Origin of the sequence: Brevibacterium jeotgali (assembly GCF_900169175.1) — a bacterium.
GTDB lineage: Bacteria > Actinomycetota > Actinomycetes > Actinomycetales > Brevibacteriaceae > Brevibacterium > Brevibacterium jeotgali.
The window spans coordinates 73,362-96,507 of sequence record NZ_FXZM01000012.1 but is presented as its reverse complement, the minus strand read 5'-3'; the positions used below and the strand labels follow the sequence as shown (position 1 = coordinate 96,507).

General features: G+C 68.1%; 21 protein-coding genes and 2 tRNA genes. 8 read left to right on the top strand and 15 right to left on the bottom strand.

What is annotated here, in order from left to right; all coding sequences use genetic code 11:
• Positions 1-249 precede the first annotated feature (249 nt).
• Positions 250-1,185 (top strand): putative endonuclease domain-containing protein, encoded by a 936-nt coding sequence (locus tag BJEO58_RS12165; RefSeq protein WP_101589738.1) that lies wholly within the window; start codon positions 250-252, stop codon positions 1,183-1,185.
• Positions 1,186-1,464: 279 nt separating this feature from the next.
• Here BJEO58_RS12165 and BJEO58_RS12160 read toward each other — a convergent pair whose 3' ends face one another.
• Positions 1,465-2,217, bottom strand: coding sequence for an SDR family oxidoreductase (locus tag BJEO58_RS12160; protein WP_101589737.1), 753 nt, complete (start codon positions 2,215-2,217; stop codon positions 1,465-1,467).
• Between the two features lie 85 nt (positions 2,218-2,302).
• Positions 2,303-3,481 (bottom strand): acyltransferase, encoded by a 1,179-nt coding sequence (locus tag BJEO58_RS12155; RefSeq protein ID WP_101589736.1) that lies wholly within the window; start codon positions 3,479-3,481, stop codon positions 2,303-2,305.
• Between the two features lie 124 nt (positions 3,482-3,605).
• Here BJEO58_RS12155 and valS point away from each other — a divergent pair, with 124 nt between their 5' ends.
• On the top strand, positions 3,606-6,284 hold the full coding sequence (gene valS, locus BJEO58_RS12150) for a valine--tRNA ligase (RefSeq protein WP_101589770.1): 2,679 nt from the start codon (positions 3,606-3,608) through the stop codon (positions 6,282-6,284).
• A 146-nt stretch (positions 6,285-6,430) separates the two neighbouring features.
• Positions 6,431-7,096, top strand: coding sequence for an AIM24 family protein (locus BJEO58_RS12145; RefSeq protein WP_101589735.1), 666 nt, complete (start codon positions 6,431-6,433; stop codon positions 7,094-7,096).
• A 93-nt stretch (positions 7,097-7,189) separates the two neighbouring features.
• Here BJEO58_RS12145 and BJEO58_RS12140 read toward each other — a convergent pair whose 3' ends face one another.
• From BJEO58_RS12140 to BJEO58_RS12095, 10 genes are all read right to left on the bottom strand, one after another.
• Positions 7,190-7,945, bottom strand: a complete 756-nt coding sequence (locus tag BJEO58_RS12140) for a transcriptional regulator (RefSeq protein WP_101589734.1) — start codon at positions 7,943-7,945, stop codon at positions 7,190-7,192.
• Positions 7,946-8,198: 253 nt separating this feature from the next.
• Positions 8,199-9,482 (bottom strand): ATP-dependent Clp protease ATP-binding subunit ClpX, encoded by a 1,284-nt coding sequence (gene clpX, locus BJEO58_RS12135; protein WP_101589769.1) that lies wholly within the window; start codon positions 9,480-9,482, stop codon positions 8,199-8,201.
• Positions 9,483-9,644: 162 nt separating this feature from the next.
• Complete coding sequence (locus BJEO58_RS12130; protein ID WP_101589768.1) at positions 9,645-10,295, bottom strand: ATP-dependent Clp protease proteolytic subunit; 651 nt, start codon at positions 10,293-10,295, stop codon at positions 9,645-9,647.
• A 35-nt stretch (positions 10,296-10,330) separates the two neighbouring features.
• Positions 10,331-10,921 carry an ATP-dependent Clp protease proteolytic subunit gene (locus BJEO58_RS12125; protein ID WP_101589733.1) on the bottom strand — a complete coding sequence of 197 codons (591 nt, stop codon included), beginning with the start codon at positions 10,919-10,921 and terminating at the stop codon, positions 10,331-10,333.
• A 350-nt stretch (positions 10,922-11,271) separates the two neighbouring features.
• On the bottom strand, positions 11,272-12,669 hold the full coding sequence (gene tig / locus BJEO58_RS12120) for a trigger factor (protein ID WP_101589732.1): 1,398 nt from the start codon (positions 12,667-12,669) through the stop codon (positions 11,272-11,274).
• Positions 12,670-12,826: 157 nt separating this feature from the next.
• A complete protein-coding gene (locus tag BJEO58_RS12115; protein WP_101589731.1) occupies positions 12,827-13,453 on the bottom strand; it encodes an ABC transporter permease in 627 nt (208 codons plus the stop codon).
• Positions 13,454-13,507: 54 nt separating this feature from the next.
• Positions 13,508-14,155 carry an ABC transporter permease gene (locus tag BJEO58_RS12110; protein WP_101589730.1) on the bottom strand — a complete coding sequence of 216 codons (648 nt, stop codon included), beginning with the start codon at positions 14,153-14,155 and terminating at the stop codon, positions 13,508-13,510.
• Entirely contained in the window at positions 14,152-15,222 is a 1,071-nt protein-coding gene (locus BJEO58_RS12105; RefSeq protein ID WP_101589729.1) for an ABC transporter ATP-binding protein, read from the bottom strand. The genes BJEO58_RS12110 and BJEO58_RS12105 overlap by 4 nt, the downstream gene beginning before the upstream one ends.
• Positions 15,219-16,112 (bottom strand): ABC transporter substrate-binding protein, encoded by an 894-nt coding sequence (locus BJEO58_RS12100; RefSeq protein WP_101589728.1) that lies wholly within the window; start codon positions 16,110-16,112, stop codon positions 15,219-15,221. Before BJEO58_RS12100 ends, BJEO58_RS12105 begins: the two co-directional genes overlap by 4 nt.
• 412 nt (positions 16,113-16,524) lie before the next feature.
• Positions 16,525-17,820 (bottom strand): heme-copper oxidase family protein, encoded by a 1,296-nt coding sequence (locus BJEO58_RS12095; protein ID WP_144573834.1) that lies wholly within the window; start codon positions 17,818-17,820, stop codon positions 16,525-16,527.
• A 154-nt stretch (positions 17,821-17,974) separates the two neighbouring features.
• On the opposite strand from BJEO58_RS12095, the gene BJEO58_RS15010 reads away from it, so the two are divergent.
• Entirely contained in the window at positions 17,975-18,124 is a 150-nt protein-coding gene (locus BJEO58_RS15010; RefSeq protein WP_180951942.1) for a hypothetical protein, read from the top strand.
• Positions 18,125-18,210: 86 nt separating this feature from the next.
• On the opposite strand, the gene BJEO58_RS12090 is transcribed toward BJEO58_RS15010, so the two are convergent.
• Positions 18,211-18,284, bottom strand: a tRNA-Pro gene (locus BJEO58_RS12090).
• Between the two features lie 116 nt (positions 18,285-18,400).
• Between BJEO58_RS12090 and BJEO58_RS12085 the strand changes: the two genes are divergently transcribed.
• The 4 genes from BJEO58_RS12085 to BJEO58_RS12070 all read left to right on the top strand — a co-directional run bounded on the left by BJEO58_RS12085 (position 18,401) and on the right by BJEO58_RS12070 (position 21,830).
• Positions 18,401-18,471 (top strand) — tRNA-Gly (locus BJEO58_RS12085).
• Between the two features lie 88 nt (positions 18,472-18,559).
• Positions 18,560-19,435, top strand: coding sequence for a CPBP family intramembrane glutamic endopeptidase (locus BJEO58_RS12080; protein ID WP_144573835.1), 876 nt, complete (start codon positions 18,560-18,562; stop codon positions 19,433-19,435).
• Between the two features lie 122 nt (positions 19,436-19,557).
• Complete coding sequence (locus tag BJEO58_RS12075) at positions 19,558-21,288, top strand: DNA-3-methyladenine glycosylase 2 family protein (protein ID WP_101589726.1); 1,731 nt, start codon at positions 19,558-19,560, stop codon at positions 21,286-21,288.
• Positions 21,285-21,830, top strand: a complete 546-nt coding sequence (locus BJEO58_RS12070; protein ID WP_101589725.1) for a methylated-DNA--[protein]-cysteine S-methyltransferase — start codon at positions 21,285-21,287, stop codon at positions 21,828-21,830. Before BJEO58_RS12075 ends, BJEO58_RS12070 begins: the two co-directional genes overlap by 4 nt.
• 106 nt (positions 21,831-21,936) lie before the next feature.
• Here BJEO58_RS12070 and BJEO58_RS12065 read toward each other — a convergent pair whose 3' ends face one another.
• Positions 21,937-22,395, bottom strand: a complete 459-nt coding sequence (locus tag BJEO58_RS12065) for a ribose-5-phosphate isomerase (RefSeq protein WP_101589724.1) — start codon at positions 22,393-22,395, stop codon at positions 21,937-21,939.
• Between the two features lie 94 nt (positions 22,396-22,489).
• Positions 22,490-23,095, bottom strand: a complete 606-nt coding sequence (locus tag BJEO58_RS12060) for a mycothiol-dependent nitroreductase Rv2466c family protein (RefSeq protein WP_180951941.1) — start codon at positions 23,093-23,095, stop codon at positions 22,490-22,492.
• Positions 23,096-23,146 lie beyond the last annotated feature (51 nt).

The window sequence follows — 23,146 nt, the reverse complement described above, 5'->3', positions numbered from 1 at the left end:
GCGCGCGTGACGTCTCGATGCGCTGGAGTGTCGGCTCGCAGCGATGCACGGGAGCGTCGGCTCGCAGCGATGCACTGGAGTGGTCGGCTCGCTGCGACATCGTGTGCGTCCGGGAGAGCCGCTCGTGCGGCGATCTGACTGGGGATTCGGTCCCGGAGATGCGCACATCTTCCCGTGGAGAAGCGGGTGCCCGTCCACAGGCGCCGTGACCACACATGCATCGGGCGCCGTCGCCGTACTGTCCGCTGCATGCCACAGCACTCGGACGAGCACACGATCATCTGGGCGCCGATTCTTGTCACCCAGGGCAACAGCGCGGAACTCGGGCTGCCGCGATCAGCAGCGATGACGAGGCCTCGCCGGAAGCCCATCGTTCCCGGCGTCCACCCTCACCCGTGGAATGTCGAGCCGATCGCCGTCCCCGGCTGGGTCGACGATCGGTGGACCGACATCCGTCAGAGAGCGGAGGCGCTCCAATTGTCACGACCGGACGCCGTCGTCTCACATTCGTCGGCCGCGATCCTTCACGGATGGCCCCTGCCGAACCGGCTCCGCACCGCAGACATCCACGTGACCAGCCGCCGCACGCGAGTTCGACGCCGCGGCTTCCGGGGACATGTCGCCGATCGATTGGGCTTCCTCCACCGATACCGCATCGCCGTCGCGGGTCACCACGACACCCTGCGGCAGCTGGCCGGAATGATGAGCGCCCGTGAACTCATCGACATTCTCGACACCATGTGCGGCTCGTGGCACGGTCCGGCACTCACCACTCCCGATGAGCTCCGAACCATCGCAGCCTCCTGGCCGCGCTTCCGCGGACGAACGGCACTGCAGCACGCATTGCGGATGGTGCGTGCCGGAGTGGGATCGCCGCAGGAGACCGCTCTGAGACTCTCGATCCTCCACGCAGGACTCCCCGAACCCGAGGTGACCGCGCCGATCACGATCGGCGGACGGACATACCGCCCCGATCTCTCCTACCCTCCTCTGCGGATCGCCATCGAGTACGAAGGCGCACACCACCTCACTCACAGGTGGCAGTGGACCAGCGATATCACGCGGGAACGCGACTTCAACGACCACGGGTGGATCTATATCCGCGTCACCGCAGACACCGACCCGGATGATCTCCTCACGTATCTGCGGCAGAGGCTCGTGGAGCGCGCAGGCGCAGGCAGCTGATCAGCCGAAGCTTCGGGTTCACCCGTCCGCCCAGGATCACACCGAGGCAGCAACCCAGCACACACGGCACGCTGGCACTCGCAGGGCAACTCAGCACACACGGCACGCCGGCACTCGCAGGGCAACTCAGCACACTGACTCGTCACTGGCGCACAGCAATCAGACAGATCGTGTGCACCACTGACCGTTCACCGACGAACACAGCGCGCTGGGTGCTGGGTGGTGGGTGGTGGGTGGTGGGTGCTGTGGTCAGGCTGGGTGCTGGGTGCCGTCACCCGCTCAGAGTCCCTGGTTGCGGGCGACCTTGTGCTGGGCCGCCTGCGCGATGGGGCGGATGACCATGAGGTCGACGTTGAAGTGGTGCGGCCGGGTGAGCGTCCACACCACGGCCTCAGCGCAGTCCGCGGCGGTCAGGGGCTTCTCGACGCCCGCGTACACCTTGTCGGCCGCGTCCTGCGAGCCCAGGCGCTTGCGGGAGAACTCCTCCGTGGCGACCATGCCCGGCGCGATCTCGATGACGCGGACGGGACGCCCTGCGAGCTCGAGCCGCAGGGTCGCCGCGACAGAATGCGCGCCGTGCTTCGACGCGACGTACCCGCCGCCGCCCTCATAGGCGATGTGGCCCGCAGTCGACGACATGACCACGATGTCGCCGCGGCCGGACTCCTCCAGCGCGGGCAGCAGCGACTTCACGCAGCGCACGACGCCCAGGACGTTGAGGTCGAACATCCCCGCCCAGTCATCGACGTCGGCGTCTGCCACCTGGTCCTGTCCGTAGGCGGCTCCGGCATTCGCGACCAGTGAGTTCACCGGGCCGCCCGCCAGCACCGTCTCAGCCATCGCGGCGACTGACTCATCACTCGTCATGTCCGCGACGACGACCTCGCAGCCCGTCTCCTGCGCCAGGTCTGCGAGCGCATCCTCCCGTCGAGCGACGGCCACGACGTCCCAGCCCTGTCCCCTCAGCTGTCGAACGGTCTCCCGGCCCATCCCCGAGCTTGCTCCCGTGACGACGGCTCGCAGTGCACTCATGTGTCTCTCCTCTTCGCAGAACGGTCTCTCCGCACGCTCCGCGGCGGTGCGGCAGCGGACTCCTCAGCCAGTCTAGTGAACCTGCTCAGGCGGGAGCAGGACGATCGCGGTCGTCCGGGTCACCTGCATCGGTCGCCTCAGGCGAGGGGACCTCGGGCACGGAGTCCGTCTCCGGCGGTGGAACGGCTGCGGCACCGGCCGGAATCTCACCGAAGGCGATCCGCACGACCGGGGTCCGCAGGGCTGCCTTGGTGACGACTGCGCAGATGAAGGCATAGACCAGCGGCAGCAGCAGGCCGTGCAGCAGGACCGCGCCGACCGTGTCCGGCACCCCGATCACGTCGCGCAGCGAGTACACGAGGAGCGGATGGAGGAGGAACACTCCGAACGAGTAGGGGAAGAGACGACGCAGGCCCATGTACCTGCGCGCATCGTTCGAGAAGAACCGGTGGAGGATGAGGTATCCGGTGAGGCTCATGACCACGACGGTCGGTGCCATGTACTCGTAGACGATCATCCACGGCTGCTCTCCGGGGCCGAAGCCCGCCCACAGCGCGGTGAAGACGATGGAGCCGACGAAGCCCACCCACGCCCACACGAGGCCGGCGCCGCGGACCAGGTAGTCGCGCATGATCCAGCCCAGCAGGTAGTACCCCATGAGCGGGAGGAACCGCGTGGCGATGTTCGGCTCCCCCACCCCCGCGAGCACTGCGGAGAAGTGGTCGATGATGCCGATGGCCAGCAGGACGAGCGCGGTGCCCCACTGGGCCCGCCGCGATCCGTGCACGGTCAGCTGCCGCATGAACGGGGTCAGCAGCGTGAGCAGAGCCAGCACGTAGAGGAAGTAGAGCTGGACGAACGGCGAACCCGTGAGGATCGCAGTCAGGGGGTCCCACCCGGTCTCCCGGCCGGACATCGCGAACAGTCGATAGGGCACGTAGACGGCGGTCCACACCACCAGTGGGACTCCGATGCGCCAGAAGCGCTTGGAGAGGAAGTCCCGGGGTCGGCCGCCCTTCGTCGGGTCCAGTGCGAGCGCGCCGGCGATCATGAGGAAGACCGGGACGGACCAGCGGCTCGCCGAGTCGATGCTGTTCGCGATCCACCAGGAGCCGCTGCCGTGATCGGTGAACCGCAGGCCGACCGTGTCTGCGATCGCGTGGATCGCGACGACGGCGAGGATCGCCAGCGAGCGGGTGGGGTTCATCCACTGGGTGGACCGCGGAGGCGGTCCGTTCTCATCCACTCGGTCGATCAGCGCCATGGGCAACATCATGGCAGGGAGGCGGGGCGGATCCCATCTCCGCCCCGTGCTCGACCGCCTCACCGCGGCAGACGACCGCCTCCACCAGGCAGGGGGCAGTCCCCCGTATGGAACAATCGCACGCATGACGACTTCCGACAGCACACATGACTCGGTGCACCTTCCGGACAAGCCGGCCCTCGAAGGCCTCAGGGACAAGTGGGACGCCGCATGGGGTGAGAGCGGGGTCTACGCGTTCGACCCGGACACCACCCGCGAGGACGTCTACTCGATCGATACGCCCCCGCCCACGGCCTCGGGCTCGCTCCACGTGGGACACGTGTTCTCCTACACGCAGACGGACGTCATCGCCCGCTACCAGCGGATGACGGGCAAGAACGTCTTCTATCCCCTGGGCTGGGACGACAACGGCCTGCCGACCGAACGCCGCGTGCAGAACTACTACGGCGTGACGTGCGATCCCTCACTCCCCTACGACGCGGACTTCACTCCCCCGGCGAAGGCTCCGCGCAGCGCACGGGACTACGTCAAGGTCTCCCGGCAGAACTTCATCGAGCTGTGCCTCACCCTCTCCGCCGAGGACGAGGCGGTCTTCGAGCACCTGTTCCGCTCGGTGGGCCTGTCGGTCGACTGGACGTACACGTACCGGACGATCGAGGACACGGCCCGCGCCGTCTCCCAGCGCGCGTTCCTCGCGGACCTCGCCACCGGGAACGCCTACTCTCAGGACGCCCCGACGATGTGGGACGTGACGTTCGGCACTGCCGTCGCGCAGGCCGAGCTCGAGGATCGTGAGAAGGACGGCGCCTACCACCGCGTCGCCTTCTATCCGACCGCCGCTGACGGCACCGCTGACACGTCTGCAGACCCCGTCGTCATCGTCACGTCGCGTCCGGAGCTCATTCCCGCAGTGGTCGCGCTCGTCGCGCATCCGGACGATGAGCGCTACCAGCCACTCTTCGGCAAGACCGTGGTGTCCCCGCTGTTCGGCGTCGAGGTGGACGTCCGCTCGCACCACCTGGCGAAGGCCGACAAGGGCACGGGCATCGCGATGGTCTGCACCTTCGGCGACCTCACCGACGTCACCTGGTGGCGCGAACTCGACCTCCCGACGCGCGCGGTCGTCGCGCGCGACGGCCGTCTGCAGCGCGAGACGCCCGATTGGATCACCGAATCCGCGACGGCGGGTGCCGCCGAGGCCTACCAGAAGATCGCGGGCAAGACGACGTTCACCGCTCGGAAGGACATCGCAGAGCTGCTCGCCGAGTCCGGCGACCTGCTCGAGGCTCCCGAGGCGATCACGCATCCGGTGCCCTTCTACGAGAAGGGCGACAAGCCGCTCGAGGTCGTCGCCTCGCGCCAGTGGTACATCCGCAACGGCGGCCGGTCCGCTGATCTGCGGGACGACCTCCTCGCCCGCGGCCGTGAGGTCGAGTGGTACCCGGGCTACATGCGCTCGCGGTACGAGAACTGGGTCGACGGGCTGAACGGCGACTGGCTGGTCTCGCGACAGCGCCACTTCGGTGTGGCGATCCCGCTGTGGTATCGACTCGATGCCGACGGCACCCCGGACTACGACACCCCGATCGTCCCCGACGACGCCCGGCTGCCGGTCGATCCGCTCGCATCCGCACCGGACGGCTTCAGTGAGGACCAGCGCGATGTGGCCGGGGGCTTCACGGCCGACCCGGACGTCCTCGACACGTGGGCCACCTCATCGCTCACCCCGCAGCTGGTGAGCGGCTGGTCCCGCGACGAGGAGCTGTTCGCGAACGTGTTCCCGATGGATCTGCGTCCGCAGGGCCACGACATCATCCGCACCTGGCTCTTCTCGACGGTCGTCCGTGCGAACTCGCTCAACGACTCCGTGCCGTGGCGCCGCACCGCGCTGTCCGGGTGGATCCTCGACCCGGACCGGAAGAAGATGTCGAAGTCGAAGGGGAATGTCGTCGTTCCCAGCGACATCCTCGCGGAGCAGAAGCCCGGCTTCGGCCCCGACGCGGTCCGCTACTGGGCCGCCAGCGCCAAGTTCGGCGCGGACACCGCATATGACACCCAGCAGATGCAGATCGGCCGTCGTCTGTCGATGAAGCTGCTGAATGCCTCGAAGTTCGCTCTGGCGCAGGGCGTGCACGCCGACCTCATCGGTCGCGAGGACCTCATCACCCATGAGCTGGACCGGTCCGTGGCCGCAGCACTGCGCACGGTCGTCGCCGACGCGGGCCGCCACATGGCCGCGTACGACAACGCGCAGGCCCTGCGCATCGTCGAGTCGTTCTTCTGGGACTTCACGGACGACTACGTGGAGCTGGTGAAGGATCGGTCGTACGGGGCACAGGGCGCGGAGGCGCAGCAGTCCGCGCACGCGACGCTCGCGACCTCACTCGACACGCTCCTGCGACTGTTCGCACCGTTCCTCCCCTTCGTGACGGAAGAGGTCTGGTCGTGGTGGCGCGAGGGGTCCATCCACCGAGCGGCATGGCCGACCGCAGAGCCGGCGCAGGTCCCCACCGACATGCTCGGGAAGGTGGCATCCGCGCTGTCGAAGCTCCGCCAGACGAAGACGGAGGCGAAGGTCTCGCAGAAGACCCGCATCACCAGCGCGGTCCTCCACGCGCCGACCGACGTCCTCACCGCCGTGACTGCGGCGCGTGGCGACCTGCTCGCCGCCAGCCGGGTCGACGACCTGGACGTGCGGACGAGCTCCCTCACCGCGGCCGAGGTCCCGGCCGGTGCAGAAGGCGCCGACGTCGAGGCGTCCGTCAGCGTCTCGGACGTCGTCTTCGCCGAGTCTCCGGCCTGATCCGCGAGGGATGGTGCTGATCTGCACCATCCCTCGCCGCGTCTCCACGACGCGAGCGCATTACTGTGGGGCGGGGCACCTGCATCGGGTGCCCCGCCCCACAGTCGTTCGTCCGTACCCACGGACGCAGGAAGAACAGGTGAGCCATGAGGTCAGAGCTCTTCGACAAGCGGAATGCGGAGATCCAGTCGACGGAGCGGTGGACGATGCAGTCGCAGAAGATGCTGCGCACGCTCGTCACGCCGCAGTCCCCCATCGTCGCCACCAAGGGGGCCATGGTCGCGTATCAGGGCAGCGTCCAGTTCAAGCACCAGGGATCCGGCTCTGTCGGGAACTTCCTCAAGAAGCAGGTCACGGGCGAGGACACGCCGATGATGCGCGCAGAGGGCACCGGCGAGGTCTTCTTCGCTCGCAATGCGGCGAACATCTTCATGATGCAGCTCGAGGGACCCAACGATGCCCTGAGCGTGAACTCCGCATCCCTGCTCGCATACGACCCGACCCTGAACGAGGACATCCGGCGGGTCAAGGGCCTCGGCTCGATGGCCTCAGGCGCCGGCCTCTTCAACGTGGTCCTGTCCGGCCAGGGCATGGCTGCGCTCGCGTGCCAGGGAGACCCGCTGGTCCTCGACTGCTCGCAGCAGCCCACCTTCGTCGACCCGCAGGCGGCTGTGTGCTGGTCTGCCAACCTGTCGCCGGACATCCACACCGACGTCTCGATCGGATCATTCGTGGGCCGCGGTTCGGGAGAATCAGTCCAGATGAAGTTCCACGGTCCCGGCTTCGTCGTCGTGCAGCCGTCGGAGATGTGAGGCGCACTCCCACCCGCCGTTCTGCCTCCTGCAGCGACTGAGGGGCTCCCTCTCACACAGAGGGAGCCCCTCAGTCGTCGTGGTCGGCGCGTGTCAGGGTGCGGGGATCTCGAACTCCGCCTCGAAGGGATCGATCACCTCGTCCGAGCCGATCACCTCCGCACCTGCGCGGGTGTAGCTCATGTGGTACGAGTCCGCCCGCTCGTCTGCGAAGAATGCGATCCAACCGGTGTGCTCTCCCCCGTCCCGCCGAGGCACGTCTTCGAAGACCGGGTGGTCGGCCGCCTCCAGCTCCTCCTCGACCATCCGCGTCTTGTTGTTCCAGAAGTCCGCACCGTCGTCCCACGAGATCTCGAAGTTGCCCATCGACACGAGACCGCCGTACTCCTCGCCGGGCCTGACCGACACCTCGAGCAGGACGACTTCCCCGCCGTCCGCGATCAGATCGGCCTGCTCCTCGGACGGGAAGTCCCGTACGGCCGCGAGCACCTCGATCGTGTCGCCCATGTCCGGGTCTTCGAGCGTCTCCCCGATCTCCACCTGGGTCGCTTCCCCGGCCGCTCCCGCGGAATCGTCGGAGTCAGACCCTTCGGCGGGATCCTCTGCCCCATCGTCCGCGTCGCCGACCGCATCGAGTTCGTCGTCCGACCCGGCCTCGTCCCCCGACCCGGCCTCGTCGCCCGAGCCCTCGTCAGCATCTCCAGCAGACGCGTCCTGCTGGGACTCCATCGCCGTGTCGTCCGCCGCGCTTCCACCGCCTCCGCACCCACTGGCGGTCAATGCGATGCCGCATGCGGCGGCTGCGGCGAATAAAGGGCGGAGGGTCTTTCCACGGGCGTTCGTCTTCATGATGTCCTCACAGTGCTTCAGGTACGCGCGGGCGATGTCGCCATGATGGAGGCGAACCTCCCGGGGCGATGCCCTTCGGATACCGCCGAGCCTATTCACCCGTACAGGTCGTGAAGGGCATTCGGTGTGGCAGCCCCGGCACACGAGAGTCCGGATGGGAACAGGCGCCGCGCGGAACGCACGAAGGTCCACCGCCGCAGCGATGGACCTTCGGATGACGAGGCCTGGAGCACGGATGGCCGTGCTCCTCGTGTCAGGCGCTCTTGCGCCGGGACTGACCGCGCCCCGATTTCGACGCGTCCTTCGGAATGAGTGTCGGAGCGACGTTGTCTTCGACCACGTCCTTCGTCACGAGGACGCGGTCCACATCGTCGCGGGACGGGATGTCGAACATCACCGGCTGGAGGACTTCCTCCATGATCGAACGCAGTCCGCGCGCACCCGTTCCCCGCAGCAGTGCGAGGTCCGCGATGGCTTCGAGCGCCTCCTGCTCGAACTCCAATTCGACGCCGTCGAACTCGAACATACGCTGGTACTGCTTCATGAGAGCGTTCTTGGGCTCGGTGAGGATCTCCATGAGAGCCGCACGGTCCAAGTTGCCGACAGCGGCGATCACGGGAAGACGACCGATGAACTCCGGGATGAGCCCGAACTTGTGGAGGTCCTCCGGAAGCAGTTCCTGGTAGATGTCCGCGTCGTCATCGTCGGCCGACTGCAGGAGCGCGCCGAACCCGATCCCGTGCTTGCCCCTGCGCGACGAGATGATCTCGTCGAGGCCGGCGAACGCACCCGCCACGATGAAGAGCACATTGGTCGTGTCGATCGTGAGGAATTCCTGGTGAGGATGCTTCCGACCGCCCTGTGGCGGGACCGCCGCCTCCGTGCCCTCGAGGATCTTCAGCAGCGCCTGCTGGACGCCTTCACCGGACACGTCACGGGTGATGGAGGGATTCTCCGACTTCCGGGCGACCTTGTCGATCTCATCGATGTAGATGATGCCGCGCTGGGCTCGCTCGATGTCGAAGTCCGCCGCCTGGATGAGCTTGAGGAGGATGTTCTCCACGTCTTCGCCCACGTAGCCCGCCTCCGTCAGCGCCGTGGCGTCCGCGACGGCGAACGGGACGTCGAGCTTCCGTGCGAGTGTCTGCGCGAGATAGGTCTTGCCGGAGCCCGTGGGCCCGACCATGAGGATGTTCGACTTCGCGATCTCCACATCATCGTCGCGCTGAGCCTCTGACTGCGTCCGGAGGCGCTTGTAGTGGTTGTAGACAGCGACCGCGAGGGCGCGCTTCGCGGGATCCTGCCCGACGACGTACTCGCCCAGGAAGTCGTAGATCTCACGGGGCTTCGGGAGGGCGGTGTCCTCGACGTCCTCTGCGGCGGAGCTCAGCTCCTCCTCGATGATCTCGTTGCACAGGCCGATGCATTCGTCGCAGATGTACACGCCCGGACCTGCAATGAGCTTCCGGACCTGCTTCTGGGACTTCCCGCAGAAATTGCACTTGAGGAGATCAGCTCCCTCTGCACTGCGCGCCACTGTCACCGCCTTCCCCAGGGTGCGCCGACTGCCAGCGCACGCCCCGGTCATGTGTCTGTTCACAGCATCCCATACCGCACGGACACGGCGGTCCAAGACCCGTCAGGCGTGTCACGCCCGACCCTGCCCTGGACCGCCGTCCGGAGTGCGGTGTGCCCGACGTCACGCGGGGCGCGACGCCTTGCGCGACGAGAGGACCTGGTCGACGAGACCGTAGTCCTTCGCCTGCGCCGCAGTGAGGAACAGATCGCGCTCGATGTCGCTGGAGACCTGCTCCGGTGTCTTGTTGGAGTGGTCCGACAGAGTCTGCTCGAGCCACTCGCGCATGCGCAGCACCTCATTCGCCTGGATCTCGATGTCCGAGGCCTGGCCGTGGCCCTGCCCCTGCATCGACGGCTGATGGATGAGCACGCGCGCATTCGGCAGTGCGAGGCGCTTGCCCGGCGCACCGGCCGCCAGCAGCACGGCGGCTGCGGAGGCGGCCTGGCCGAGGCAGACCGTCTGGATCTCCGGCTTCACGTACTGCATCGTGTCGTAGATCGCGGTCAGCGCCGTGAACGAGCCGCCGGGCGAATTGATGTAGAGCGTGATGTCCCGGTCCGGATCCTGCGATTCGAGGACGAGCAGCTGGGCCATCACATCGTCGGCGCTCGTGTCATCGACCTGGACCCCCAGGAAGATCACGCGGTCGTCGAACAGCTTCGTGTAGGGATCCTGGCGCTTGAAGCCGTATGGGGTCCGCTCCTCGAACTGCGGCATGACGTAGCGGGAGGTGGGCATCTGTCCGGCAGAGCCCCACGGAGTCTGGTTCATCATGTGTCCTTCAGTGTTCCCTTCGCTGCCGTGAGTCATTTGCTCGCAGGGCTCGTGACGTCCTTGGCGCTCTGGACGACTCCGTCGATGAAGCCGTAGTCCAGTGCCTCGTCCGCCGTGAACCAGTGGTCGCGATCGTTGTCCTCGAGGATCTGCTCGACGGACTTGCCCGTCTGCTCGGCCGTGAGTTCGGCCATCTGGCGCTTCATGTGCAGGATGAGCTCCGCCTGGATCTTGATGTCCGTGGCGGTGCCGCCGATCCCGCCCAGCGGCTGGTGCATGAGGATACGGGTGTGCGGGGTCGCGAAGCGCTTGCCCTTGGCGCCGGAGGACAGGAGGAACTGCCCCATCGATGCCGCCATGCCCATAGCCACCGTGCCGACGTCGGGCTGCACGTACTGCATCGTGTCGTAGATGGCCATGCCCGCCGTGACGGAGCCGCCCGGCGAGTTGATGTAGAGCCAGATGTCCTTCTCCGGATCCTCGGCAGCCAGCAGCATCAGCTGCGCGCAGATGACGTTCGCGTTGTCGTCGCGGACGTCGGATCCCAACCAGATGATCCGCTCACGGAGAAGTCTGTTGTAGATGTGGTCGTCGAGACCCAGTCCGCCCTGTGTGTCGGCCATGACGGGGCTCGCCGAGGAGTTTCCTCCAGTGCTCACGTCTCACTCCTGTCGTCGGTGTCGGTATGTCTCGAAGCGTAACCCGCACCTCCCCCCGAATAGTCCTCCGGACACCCTCTGTTCGCCCTCAGCGTGAACACCGCTGGATTGCGCTGCTGGAGTGGGCCGGACACAGGTGGGGAGGACAGGCGAGCCGGACACGCGGGCCGGACAGGTGGGCACGAGCACCGGGGCGCACGAGCTCCAGGGCGGCACGGTCCGGCATGAGCAGAGCCCCCGGACAGCGTCCGGGGGCTCTGAGCGTCTGCGCGGTCAAGGACCGGTGACGAGCGCTCTGCTGGAGAGCGTCCGCGTCACTCCTTGTCGGCGGACTCCTCTGCGGCCTCCGCCGCCGAGGCGCCGGTCGTCTCCGACTCGACGGTCTCCTCGGTGCCTGCGGCCTCCTCCTCGGCAGCGGCCTCGGCGGCAGCGCCGCCGGGGGTCGTGAAGGCGGTCATGTCGAGGACGTTGCCGGCGGCATCCTTGACGACGGACTTCGCCAGCGCCTCGGCGAGGCCCTTGCGCCGCGCGACGTCACCCATGAGCGCCTGGACCTGACCCTGCTGGTCGAGCATCTGCGCGAACTGGTTCGGGTCCATGCCGTACTGCTGCGACGCGTTGATGATGTACTCGATGAGCTCCTGCTGCGAGACCTCGATCTCCTCGGCCTTGACGACGGCGTCGAGCACGAACTGCACGCGCAGGTTGCGAGTCGTCTCCTCCGTGACCTCGGCGCGGTGCTCGTCGTCCTCGAGGCGGCTCTCGCCCTCGAGGTGACGGTGCACCTCGGCCTCGACCATCTTCGCCGGGACCGGCGGGTCGATGCGCTCGAGGAGAGCGTCGAGGACCTTGTCGCGCGCCTGGACGCCCTGGTCGAACTCCTTCTTCTCCGCCGCCTGCTTCTGCAGGTCCTCGCGGAGCTCGTCGACGGTGTCGAATTCAGAGGCCAGCTGTGCGAACTCGTCGTCCACCTCGGGCAGCTCGCGGACCTTGACGTTCTTGACGCTCAGCGTGACCACACCGGTCTCGCCGGAGCGCTCACCGCCCGCCATCGTCGTCTCGAAGGTCGTCTCCTCGCCCTCGGACAGGCCGTCCAGCGCCTCGTCCATGCCTTCCAGCATGGTGCCGGAGCCCACCTGGTAGGAGATGTCCGCGGCCTGGTCGATCTCCTCGTCGTCGATCTTCGCGACGAGGTCCAGCGTGACGAAGTCATCCTTCGATGCCGGGCGATCGACCGTCACGAGCGTGCCGAAGCGCTCGCGCAGCTCGTCGAGCTGCGCGGCCACGTCTTCGTCGGTCACCTCGATGTCGTCGACCTCGACCTCGATGGAGTCGAAGGCGGGCAGTTCGATCGTCGGGGCCACGTCGACCTCGATCGTGAACGTCAGGTCGCCCTCGTCCTTGCCGTCCAGTCCGGGGATGTCGGTGACCTCGACCTCGGGCTGGCCCAGAGGAGTGAGGTCGTTCTCTGCGAGCGCCTCCTGGTAGAAGCCGTCCAAGCTGTTGTTGACGGCTTCCTGGATGACGGCCGGGCGGCCGACGCGCTGATCGATGATGCGCGCGGGGGCCTTTCCGCGACGGAACCCGGGGATGTTCACCTGCTTGGCGAGTTCCCGGTATGCCTCGTCGACGCTCGGCTTGAGCTCGGCGAACGGCGCGTCGATGCTGAGCTTGACCCGGGTGGGGTCGATGGTCTCGACGGAGCTCTTCACAGTTTCCCTCTCGTTGTCTGCTGCGCTGTAGCGTGTGCACGGCCGGGCCGTACACGGCGCGATGCGGAGCGGACGGTCACGTGCTGATGTCTGCGGGCGCACACGGGCGTCCGCAGATAATCTGCAATATTACGCACCGTCCGCTTCATTTGCAGAATCAGGCGGTGGCGCGGCGCCTCGGATGCCGCCCGGGGGCGACGGCCCGTGAGACCAGAGCGAGCACGCCATCGAGCGCCAGCGCGACGCCGGCGACGAGGGCTGCACCCACGAGGACCCGCCCGTAGTCGTAGAGCGCGAGGCCGTCGAAGATGAAGCGCCCGAGGCCGCCGAGGTTGACGAACGCAGCGATCGTCGCCGTCGCCACGACCTGCAGGGTCGCGGCGCGGAATCCGCCGACGATGAGCGGCAGCGCGATCGGCAGCTCGACCTGGATGAGCACCTGCCGCTCGGTCATCCCCATCGCCCGAGCGGCGTCGACCGTCGCCGGATCCGCATGGGCGACGCCTGCAGCTGTATTCGCGAGGATGGGCGGGATCGCGAGGAGGACGAGTGCGGTGATCGGCGGCACGATTCCCGCACCGATGAACAGGACGAGCAGCGTCATGAGGCCCAGGCTGGGCAGAGCGCGCAGGGCGTTGGCGACTCCGATGGTCCACGTCCCCCGGCCGGTGTGGCCGATCAGCAGTCCCAGTGGCAGCGCGATCAGCGCCGAGACCCCCACTGCGAGGCCGGTGTACCCGAGGTGCTCGAGCATGCGGAGGAGGATCGTGCTGAGGTCAGTCATGCGGGCCCCCGTCGACCTTCGGTGGCTTCGTCACGTCGACGTTCGGTCTTCTCGTCATGCCGCGGCCCCAGCCGTCCGCCGCCAGCGCGTCAGCGACCATCCGGCGAGCGCGATGAGGCGGTCCAGGAGGAGTGCGAGGACCACGGTTCCGATGATCCCCGCGAAGATCTGGTCGGGATAGCTGCGCTGATAGCCGGCGGTGAAGAGACTGCCGAGGCCCCCGATCCCGATCACCGCGCCGACGGATACGAGCGACACATTGGTGACTGCCACGACGCGCAGAGCAGGCACCAGCACGGGCACGGCGACCGGGAGGTCGACGGCGACGATGCGGCGCAGCGGCGCATAGCCCATCGCGCGAGCTGCATCGCGCACGTCACCCGGCACCGCATCGAGCGCGTCGAGGACGGATCGGACGAGCAGTGCGAGGGAGTACATGCTCAGCGCCAGCACGACGTTCACGGGGTCGAGGATGCGGGTGCCGATGAGGCCGGGGATGACGACGAAGAGGGCCAGGGACGGGATCGTGAAGACGATCCCCGCGACGACGACGGCGATCGTGCGCGCTCGCGGAAGACCGCGCAGCATCGCCCCGAGCGGGACGGCGAGGAGCAGTCCGATGACGGTCGGCAGGAGGGAGAGCACCGTGTGCTCCCCGAGCAGTTCGGTGAACATCCCGCCGTTCGTGAGCATCCAGCTCATGAGCGGTCCTCGGGGACTGAGAGTGCGCGGAGGACTGCGTTCCGGTCCAGCCACCCCACTGCGCGCCCCTCGTCGACGACGACGGCGGCATCCGCAGGTGACGCGAGGACCGCATCGAGTGCGGATCGGAGTCCGGCACCCGCGACGTGCCCCTCACCGGCGGGGATCCGTGACTCCCCGCGCAACCATGCGACCGGACCGCCCTCCTCGTCGAGGAGGAGGCGCCACGGGCCCTCAGCGGAGTGCCCCTCAGACGAGTGAGCCGTCACAGCACCCTGTGCGTCCCTCTCCCCGAGTGGGTGGACGGGCAGGTCGTCGGTCTGGAAGCCCAGTGACCGGAACCCCCGATCGCGGCCGACCATCTGGGCGACGAAGGAGTCGGCCGGACGTTCGAGGATCGTCTGCGGCTTTGCGTACTGGTGGACGGTCCCACCGGGGCCGAAGACGGCGATGCGGTCACCGAGCAGCAGCGCCTCGTCGATGTCATGGGTGACGAAGACGATCGTCTGGGACAGCGTCTTCCGCAGGTGCAGGAGCTCGGCCTGGAGCTCCGCGCGGACGACGGGGTCGACCGCGGAGAACGGCTCGTCCATCAGCAGGACCGGCGGGTCCGCGGCGAGGGCCCGTGCGACACCCACGCGCTGCTGCTGTCCGCCGGAGAGCTGGCTCGGGAACCGATCGTCGAGCTCCGGCCGCAGACGGACCAGGCGCAGCGCGTCGCGTGCCTTCTCCCGGGCCTCGGCTCTGGACATGCCCGTCAGCCGCAGCGTGGTCGCGGCGTTGTCCAGTGCGGTCCGGTGGGGGAACAGGCCCGCGCCCTGGAGCACGTAGCCCATCGATTGGCGCAGTCGCACGGTCGGGACTGCGGCGATGTCCTCCCCATCGACGAGGATTCGACCCGTCGTCGGCTCGACCATGCGGTTGATCATCCGCATGGACGTGGTCTTCCCACAGCCACTGGGGCCGACGAACACCGTGAGGGAACCGGAGGGGACGACCAGATCAAGCTGCTCGATCGCCGTCGTCCCGTCCGGATACGTCTTCGAGACCCCCTCGAACTCGATCATGAGTCGAGGAGTCCCCGCTCCTCGAGCCAGTCGGCGGCCGCTGTGGCGGGTTCGACCTTCTCATCCCCCGACACCCGGAGGTTGAGGGCGACGAGGTCCTCCGTCGTCAGTTCTGCGGAAACGGCATCGAGTGCGGCCTGAGCATCGTCCGTGAGGCGGTCCTGTCGCACCACCGGTACGACGTTCTGCGCGGCGAAGTGTCCTTCGGGGTCCCCCAGCACGACGAGGTCCTCTGCCTCGATCGCCGGATTCGTCGAGAAGATGTTCGCCGCCTGCACGTCGCCGCCCACCAGTGCGTCGACCGTGGCAGGGCCACCCCCGTCGGCGATCGGCTCGAAGCTGTCCACCGTCACGCCGTACGTCTCCTCGAGACCGGGCAGACCGACCGCTCGTTCCGCGAACTCCGGGGGGCCGGCCATCGTGAGGTCGTCGCCATGCTCTGCGAGGTCCCCGATCTGCTCGAGGTCCCAGTCCTCCGCTGTCTCTGCGGTGACGACGACCGAGTCCTTGTTCTCCGCGTCTGCGGGTTCGAGGCCGTCGAGCCCTTCCGCCTCGAGTGCGGCGGGCAGCGCCTCCGCGATCGTGTCAGGGCTCGACACGTCTGCTTCCGGGTCGAGGAAGAGCAGGAGGTTGCCGGTGTATTCGGGGATCACATCGATGGACCCGTCGGAGAGCGCGGGGATGTAGGCCTCGCGCGAACCGATGTTGAACTGCGTCTCCACGTCCACTCCGGCGCTCTCGAGCGCCTGGGAGTAGAGGTTGCCGATGATCTCGGACTCCGTGAAGTTCGCGCTGGAGACCACGATCGGCCCGTCGCCGGCCTCCTCACCGCCGCCGGAGAGCGGATCTGACCCACAACCTCCCAGCGTGACGAGCACTGCTGCGGCCATGGCCGTCGTGAATAGGGGTCTGGATCTCACAGCGGGTCCGCCTCGCCTCAGGTGCCTCGACACTGCGGTACTTCATCACCCGGCGCCTCGACACGTCTGTCCTGGTCTGTGTTCTGAGCGTACAACGGACAACGCCGCTTGTGGCGGAGACTCACGCGGCTTCTGTCACCGATGAGCGCTGGTGGGAGGCTTGGTGAGCGAGGTCCACCGGTCAGCCGGTCCCCCATCGATACGGTCAGGCGATGCGCTCTGACGGGATCGCGAGACCTGGATGGGGTCAGGAGACCTGGATGTGTCAGGAGACCGCGGCGGACGGCACGACCCGGATCTGCGGGTCGAAGAGGTCCATGACCCGCAGTGCGGCGGATCGGGCAGAGCTCCTTCACTGCGGACGTGCGATTCGGGATCGATCCTAGTCGACGAAGCGCCCTTCATCGCGCTTCTGCGATAAAGTCGTGCGGTCCGTCCGCCGCGCGCGGACGCCGACGACGATCCCACGCAGGAGGAGTGGCACGAGGAGGGCCACCGCGACCATCACCCCGGCGAGCGCCACGCGCTGCACCTCGCCGGGGACAGGACTGAGCGCGACGACGAGACCCGTGTTGAGCACGGCGAATCGGGCCCACAGCAGTCGCCCGAATTCCGCGTCCACAGCGGCTCGGACACGCGGCCCACCGCCCAGGACCGTCGGGATGAGCTGCGACAGCGCACCGGTGAGCAGCTGCAGGGTGAAGCCCAGGACTGCGATCAGAGTGATCGGCTGGTAGCCGCCCGCGATCGTGCCCCACGAGCCGGACGTCGCGACATGCACGACGAGGGACACGAGGAGTACCAGACCCCAGACCAGCGCCGCGGCCGCGAAGACCCCGGGCGCACGACGAGGGGGTGCCGTTCGGAAGGGCCCCGCCAGCGCACGCCCCCACCAGATCACTCCCACCAGGTGAACGATCAGACCCGCCACGACCAGCCAGCGCACCGCGGCGAGCGCGCCGATGTCGATGAGGGTGAGGCCCGCGAGCACGATCGGGAGCGCCTGCTGCGCGAGCACCGAGGCCCGCGGATCGACGCGTGTCCGAAGCATCGTGGGCCAGAAGGTCACGAGCGTGCCCATGATCGTCAGGCCCAGCCAGCCCAGCAGCATCGTCAGCGTGTGCGCGACGAGGAGCCTGCCGAACAGCTCACTCGCGGGCCAGCGCGCCAGCAGCACCCCGAGCACCGCTCCCACCGGCAGGCATACGGACGCGGCGAGGTAGTACCGGACGGTGACCGCGAACCTGCTCGGCAGTGCGGCGCGGAGCCTCCGGCCCATGGCGATCCCGTGCCAGACCACCGCAGCGGCGACCACGGTCGCACCGACGAGCACGAGCGGCCACAGCGACGTGGGCACGCCGGTGATCACGCAGCAGACTCCGACGACCATGCCCGCCTGGCGGATCGACTGATGCGCGGCGGGGTCGACGGACTCCGGCGTCTTGAGAAGAGCCTGGGCGAAGAAGGTGCTCCAGACGAGCACCGCGTGGGTCATCGCACCGAGCAGAGCGAGGTGGACCATCACCCACACGGCCTCACGCAGATACGGCTGGAAGACGGCGGCGACGGCCGCGAGCAGCAGCCAGAGGACGACCGGGAGGTCGCGGAGCGGTGACACCCCACGGCGACGCGGGCTTCCCGCGCGCGGCCGGCTCGCCGGTCCTGGTGACAGTCCCATGCTCAGCATTCTACGAACCGCTGAACGCTCAGCCCGTCCCGTCGTCGGGACGGTGATTTGATCTGCTGCTGTGTCTCGCGCTTCCATGTCCTGAGAACGTTCTGCGCCGACGAGGTCAGCGTGGACGCGGACATGTCAGACCGAAAGGGACCCGATGCCAGACGCCACCCCGTTCAGCTCCTACCTCGCCTGCACGCCGACGCAGCGCACACAGCACCTGGGGGAGGCCCGGGCACTCGCCGAGGAACACCCTGAGAACCCGATCGGCCTCACGCTCATCCTCGAGCATCTGGAAGCGATGTGAGGCGCGCGACGCCTCCGGGCTCATCGCACTTCCGGACAGACGAGAGTAGGGGCACCGCCTGTGCGATGCCCCGACCATCCTGCTCGTCGGGATGACAGGATTTGAACCTGCGACCCTCTGCTCCCAAAGCAGATGCGCTACCAAGCTGCGCTACATCCCGCGACCTCGTCATAGTAGCCCAGCAGAGGAGCCTCCTGCTAAACGGCCCATGCAGGCAGCCGATCGGGCCACGATTTTGCACAGCGCTCCCGATTGCTCTAGAGTCAGACGTTGTTCGGGGATGTAGCTCAATGGTAGAGCCTCAGTCTTCCAAACTGATGGTGCGAGTTCGATTCTCGTCATCCCCTCCGACACGAAGGCCGCTGGTGACAGCGGCTTTCGTCATTCACGGCCGTCCGCCCTCCCCGCTCAGCCGCACGCTCGTAGACTGGGAGCATGCACGACGACGGCGACCTCACGCAGACGCCCAGACCCGCCGCCGAGCCGTCACAGCCCGCCCCTCGCCTCGGTCACGCCACTGCCCTCCCCACACTGAGCCTCGGAGGGCTCGGCGCAGCGCTCATCGCGATCGCGGCAGTGCTGATCTTCGGCGTTCTCACTCCGTGGGGCTACCTGCCGCTCGTCGCAGGCGTCGCAGTGGGCTTCGCGGCGTCCCGCCCCCTGGGCCGGGACCTCGGACTCATCGCGCTGGGCCTCGGCATCGTCAGCACGATCTCCGTCGAGGCGAACATCGAGTGGCCGAACTTCTTCCTCATGGGCGCGGTCCTCACCGCCGCCGTCGTCGTCCCGTACGTCGTGCACCGCGATCTGCTGCGAGACGACGCGATCCGCTACCCGCGCCGCCGCGGCCAGCCGTGGTCGAAGCTCGAGTGGGGCTGGCTCGCATTCGTGCTGGTCGCCGGCTGGTTCATCCTGCCGCGCTACTTCATCCATTCCGGCACGTACCAGAACTGGCCCGCGGTCGACTCCCCCAGCGAGGTCGGCCGCCTCTTCGTCGGCGTCAACGCAGTCGGCATCTGGGACGAGCTCTTCTTCATCTGCATGATCTTCACGCTGCTGGCCCGACACTTCCCGTTCTGGACGGCGAACGTCCTGACCTCGATCATCTTCGTGAGCTTCCTGTGGGAGCTGGGCTACCGCTCCTGGGGACCGCTGCTGACGATCCCGTTCGCCCTCGTCCAGGCAGTCATCTTCACGAAGTCGCGGTCTCTGCCGTACACGATCACGGTCCACCTGCTCTTCGACTTCATCGTCTTCTGCTCGATCGTCCACGCGCATCATCCCGAGTGGCTTCCCGTCTTCTGGTACTGAGTCCCGACCTGCGCTCCGACTTCCACTCCGACCCCGTATCCGACTTCCACTCCGCACCCGTACCCGACACCCGTGTCCGAAAACCGCCAGCGCCGCTCCACCGGACCTGCTTGACTGGGCGCATGCAGACGCCGAGAACACACACCGCAGTGTGTGCCGAAGGGGACCCGGGCTTCCCGGAGCGCTACCGCGCGATCAGTGCGCGCGATGCCCGCTTCGACGGCCAGTTCCTGACCGGAGTGAAGACGACGGGCATCTACTGCCGCCCCTCCTGCCCCGCGCTCACCCCCAAGCCGCAGAACGTCGTCTTCCTCCTCACCGCTGCGGCCGCGCACGAAGAGGGGTTCCGCGCGTGTCGCCGTTGCCTGCCCGATGCGGTCCCCGGCACCCCTGCCTGGAATCTCCGACAAGACGTCGCAGCGCGTGCCATGCGACTCATCGAGGATGGAGCCGTCGATCGCGCCGGTGTCCCGGAACTTGCGCGAACCCTGGGCTTCACACCGCGACACCTCACTCGTCTGGTCACCGCGGAGCTTGGTGCCGGTCCCCTGTCACTCGCCCGCGCCCACCGCGCCCAGACCGCCCGCACGCTGGCGACGGAGACGGATCTCTCCTTCGCCGACGTCGCCTTCGCCGCCGGCTTCAGCTCCGTCCGCCAGTTCAACGAGACCGTCCGCGATGTCTTCGCCGCCACCCCGAGTGAGCTGCGAGCCCGCCGTCGGCACCGAGCACCGCCCACGACCGGCACGGCAGCTGGGACGGGCCCTGCGAATGGGCCCGGGGCCGGCACCACAACCACTGCATCCGCAGACATCCGTCTCGCTGTCGACCTTCCCGTCCGCCCCCCGTTCGACGCGACCGGGATGTTCGCTTTCCTCTCCGCCCGCGCGATCAGCGGCGTCGAGACGGCTGACCTCACCGATCCAGGTCGCCTGCGCTACGCCCGCACCCTGGCTCTTCCCCACGGTTCCGCCGTCGCCGAGGTCGTCGCCACCGCCCAGCCCCCGGCACCCGGACCCCGACCTGGGAACGGGTCCGGAACCGCACGCCACCCGTGCGTCGACTGGTCGATCCGCGCGCATCTCACTCTCACCTCGCTCGCGGACGCGCCCACCGCCATAGCGCGGCTGCGACGCATGCTCGATCTGGATGCGGACCCCCACGCAGCGGACGCCGTGCTGTCCGCCGACCCGCTCCTCGAGCCGCTCATCGCCGCCGCGCCCGGCGCGCGACTCCCGGGCGCAGTCGATGCCCATGAACTCGCTGTGCGAGCGGTCATCGGCCAGCAGATCTCCGTTGCCGCCGCCGGCACCCACCTGGGACGGCTCGTCGCTCATGCCGGCACGCCCGTGCAGACCAGCCTCCCCGGCCTCACCGCCCTCTTCCCCACTCCTGAGCGCATCGCAGAAGCAGTGGTGCCCGTCCCCGCGGGGACGCGTCTGGACCCGGGCAGACCGCTGCGTCTCCCCCGTCGCTCGCTCACCGCGATCCATGATCTCGCCACGGACCTCGCCGAGGGGAGCCTCGATCTCCACCTCGGCATGGACCCCTCGGACATGCGGGCGGCACTCGTCAGCAGACGGGGGCTCGGCCCGTGGACGGCCGCCTACATCACCATGCGCGTGCTGGGCGATCCGGACGTCTGGCTGCCGGGGGACGCCGCTCTGCTCACGGCCGCCCGCGCGCTGGGCTGCAAGGACGACCTCGAGGCGCGCTCAGCGCAGTGGGCGCCGTGGCGCTCCTACGCCGTGATCCGGCTCTGGCGGGCGAACGCAGATAGGCCGCCGACTCTGCCTCAGACGAAGATTCGCCCCCAGTCCCCTCAGCTCCAGACCCGCAAGGACGTTCCATGACTCAGCTCCCCGCTCTCGCCACGACGCTCGAGACTCCCGACGGGCCCTTCACCGCCATCGTGGATGCACACGCCGTCCTCGCGTCAGGCTGGACGGCGGATCCGGACGCACTCGTCGCTCTCATCCACACCACGCTGCGCCCCGACTCCGTCACGACCGATCCCGCAGCGACCAGTGCCTCCGTCCGCGATTCCGCCACCACCGCCGCCGAGGCCGTCCGCGCCTACTACGCAGGCGACCTCACGGCGCCCGCCCGAGTGCCGGTCGTCCAGCGGTCAGGCGAGTTCCGCACGCATGCGTGGGAGGTCCTCCGCGAGGTTCCCGCCGGGGCTCCCGTCACGTACACCGAGTACGCGAACGCCGCAGGACGGCCGGCTGCCGTGCGCGCTGCGGCCGGAGCATGCGCACTGAACGCCGCCGCGCTCTTCGTGCCGTGCCACCGCGTCGTGCGCACAGACGGTTCGCTCGGAGGATTCCGCTACGGCCTCACGATCAAGCGCAGCCTGCTGGAGCGGGAGAAGGACGGCTCTTCTCACACGTGAGGCCGGTCGCAGGCCTCACGACTGAGCGCCGCTCGAGCGGCCGCCTTCGACCGCACGGGACCGGGGCTCGCGAGCCGCGGCCCGCTCGAAGCGATCAGTCACGCACTCAGCGCGACTCGTACTGCGCGATCTGTCCGATCCGACGATTGTGACGCGCGTCGTCGCTGTACGGGGTCGCGATGAACGCGTCCACGATCGCGATCGAGTCGGCCTCCTCATGCTGGCGCGCCCCGACGGACACGAGCCACGCATCGTTGTGCTCACGCGCGAGCTTCGCGATCTCCGTGTTCCAGGCGAGCGCGCAGCGGGCGCCCGCGACCTTGTTCGCAGCCATCTGCTCACCGTTCCCGGACCCGCCGATGACGACGCCCAGCGCGTCGGTGCCCTCCGCACGGGCGGCGACCACGGCCTCGGCGGCGGCGATGCAGAACGACGGGTAGTCGTCCAGTGCGTCGTACTCGAGTGCGCCGTGGTCGATGACCTCATGCCCGGAATCGGTGAGGTGCGCCTTCAGCGTCTCCTTGAACTCGAAGCCTGCGTGGTCGGTGCCCAGGTGGATCTGCATGGTGAGCCTTTCAGTCTGAGGCGAAGGTGTGGGCAGCGGACGCGTCGGTCCGCTGTGAGTTCTGTCCGCTGTGAGTGCGTGCCGAACGCGCCGATCAGTCGAAGATCGGACCGGTGGTCCGGGTGCGCTTGAGCTCGTAGAAGCCGGGGATGCTCGCAGCGGCGAACACTCCGTCGAAGAGGCGTCCAGCGTCCTCGCCCTTCGGCGCAGGCGAGACGACAGGGCCGAAGAAGGCGACGTCGCCGACTGCGACGACGGGTGTGCCGACGTCCTCCCCCACCTTGGAGATGCCTTCCTGGTGCGAGGCACGCAGCTGATCGTCGTACGCGTCCGATTCCGCGGCCTCCAGGAGCGAGGACGGCAGACCGACCTCCGCGAGCGCCTCGGCGCACGCCTTCATCCAGTCCTTCTCCTCACCGGGGTGGATCCGCGTGCCGATCGCCGTGTAGAGGTCACGGACGACGCCTTCGCCGTGCTCGACGCGGGCGGCAGTGACGACGCGGGCGGGCTCGATCGCCTTGTCCATCGACTGCCTGTAGTCCTCGGGCAGTTCACGGCCCTCATTGAGGACGGAGAGGCTCATCTGGTGGAAGACGACCTCCACGTCTCGCACCTTCTCCACCTCGAGCGCCCAGCGAGACGTCATCCACGCCCAGGGGCAGATCGGGTCGAACCAGAAATCCAGAGTCGAAGCAGCCAAAGTCCCCTCCCAAGGGATCGAACGGGCATATGCGGCACCAGCCTACGCCGT